The sequence below is a fragment of the Gammaproteobacteria bacterium genome, from assembly GCA_003696665.1.
GTDB lineage: Bacteria > Pseudomonadota > Gammaproteobacteria > Enterobacterales.
On sequence record RFGJ01000040.1, the window covers coordinates 1 to 1378 of the forward strand.

A 1378-nucleotide genomic window follows, 5' to 3' on the forward strand; every position below is an offset into this window, starting at 1 on the left:
GGCCAAGAACACGAACCGGTTCCGGCTGCGGGGCGGCGACAACAACGACGTGATGCGGATCTATCTCGCGGCGCTCGACAGCTCCGGGAACGTCACGCTTTCGGCCAACTACGGCACCGTGGGGCTCACGGCCAACTCCACCCAGACCTACACGAACGTCAACATGAACGGCGCCCAGATCACGGTGCCCGCGGGGAGCAAGTTCGGGATCTACTTCGTGGCCGACATCACCACGGCCTCGAGCGACCATCCCCGGGTCATGTACGACCAGCACACCTCGGGCGTGACCGAGTACCTGGACCTGGACTGGACCGAGGGGGCCGGCAGCGACTCCAGCCCGCCCACCTGGAGCCCGAACTCGGGCATCGCCGCCACCGACGCGGGCACCGGTGGGGCGGTGAACGTCACGTGGAATGCGGCCTCCGACGCCTCGACCCCGATCCGGTACACCGTGTACTGGGCCACGAGCGCCGCAGCGGTGTTCACGAGCCCCCTGGGCACGATGCCCGGCGTGCTCAGCACCTCGGCCACGGTCACCGGGCTCACGGACGGCACGACCTACTACTTCGGGGTCCGGGCCACCGACGCCGCCGACAACACCACCACCAACACCGACACCTCGTCCGGGGTGGCGCCGAGCGGCGGCGGCACCGGCAGCGGCTGCACCCTGTGCCACGGCACGCCCCCGAGCCAGGGCGCCCACGCCGTGCACGCCAGCGCCGACGCCGACTACACCGACTGCGACCGGTGCCACGGGGCGGCCTCGGCCCAGCCCAGCGTGGACTACACCACCACGGGCCCCTCGGGCGTCCACAACAACGGCTCGGTGGATATGTACTTCCTCCGGATCCCCGGGGAGACCAACGCGGCCTGGAACGGCACCAACTGCACCAACGTGGACTGCCACTTCAACAACGCCACCCCCAACTGGGTGGGCGGCAGCATCACCACCTGCGACGCCTGCCACGGGTACCCGCCGGTGAACGGCACCGTGGACCACGACCTGAGCCGCAACGACGGGGGCACCTACCTCAAGTCGAACCACGAGGAATGCGCCATCTGCCACGGCACCAAGGACGACGGCACGGGGAACCATTCGCCCAAGAACGCCAACTACGACCCGGCCACCCACCACGGCGACGGCAGCGTGATGATGAACGGGCCGAGCCCCTCGACCGGGGCCGGGTACAACGAGACCAACTTCGGGTGTGACAACGCCTGCCACGCCAACGACGCGAGCCACCGGCTGGCCGACTCGGGCCGCACCGTCACCTACGGAGACTTCGGCGCGGGGTCCTGCGACGTCTGCCACGGCCCGGGCGGAAGCGGGCCCACGGTGGTGTGGCCGAGCGGGAACGCCACGGGCAAGGCCACGGCC

The 1378-nt window shown here is 70.2% G+C and carries 2 protein-coding genes; one reads left to right on the forward strand and one right to left on the reverse strand.

The genetic code is table 11. The features are described 5' to 3' along the window. Positions 1-250, reverse strand: a 250-nt coding sequence (locus D6694_00970) for a hypothetical protein (protein ID RMH48044.1), incomplete at its 3' end; no start/stop codon positions are given. A gap of 582 nt (positions 251-832) precedes the next feature. On the opposite strand from D6694_00970, the gene D6694_00975 reads away from it, so the two are divergent. Beyond that, on the forward strand, positions 833-1378 hold a 546-nt coding region (locus D6694_00975; GenBank protein ID RMH48045.1), incomplete at its 3' end, for a CxxxxCH/CxxCH domain-containing protein.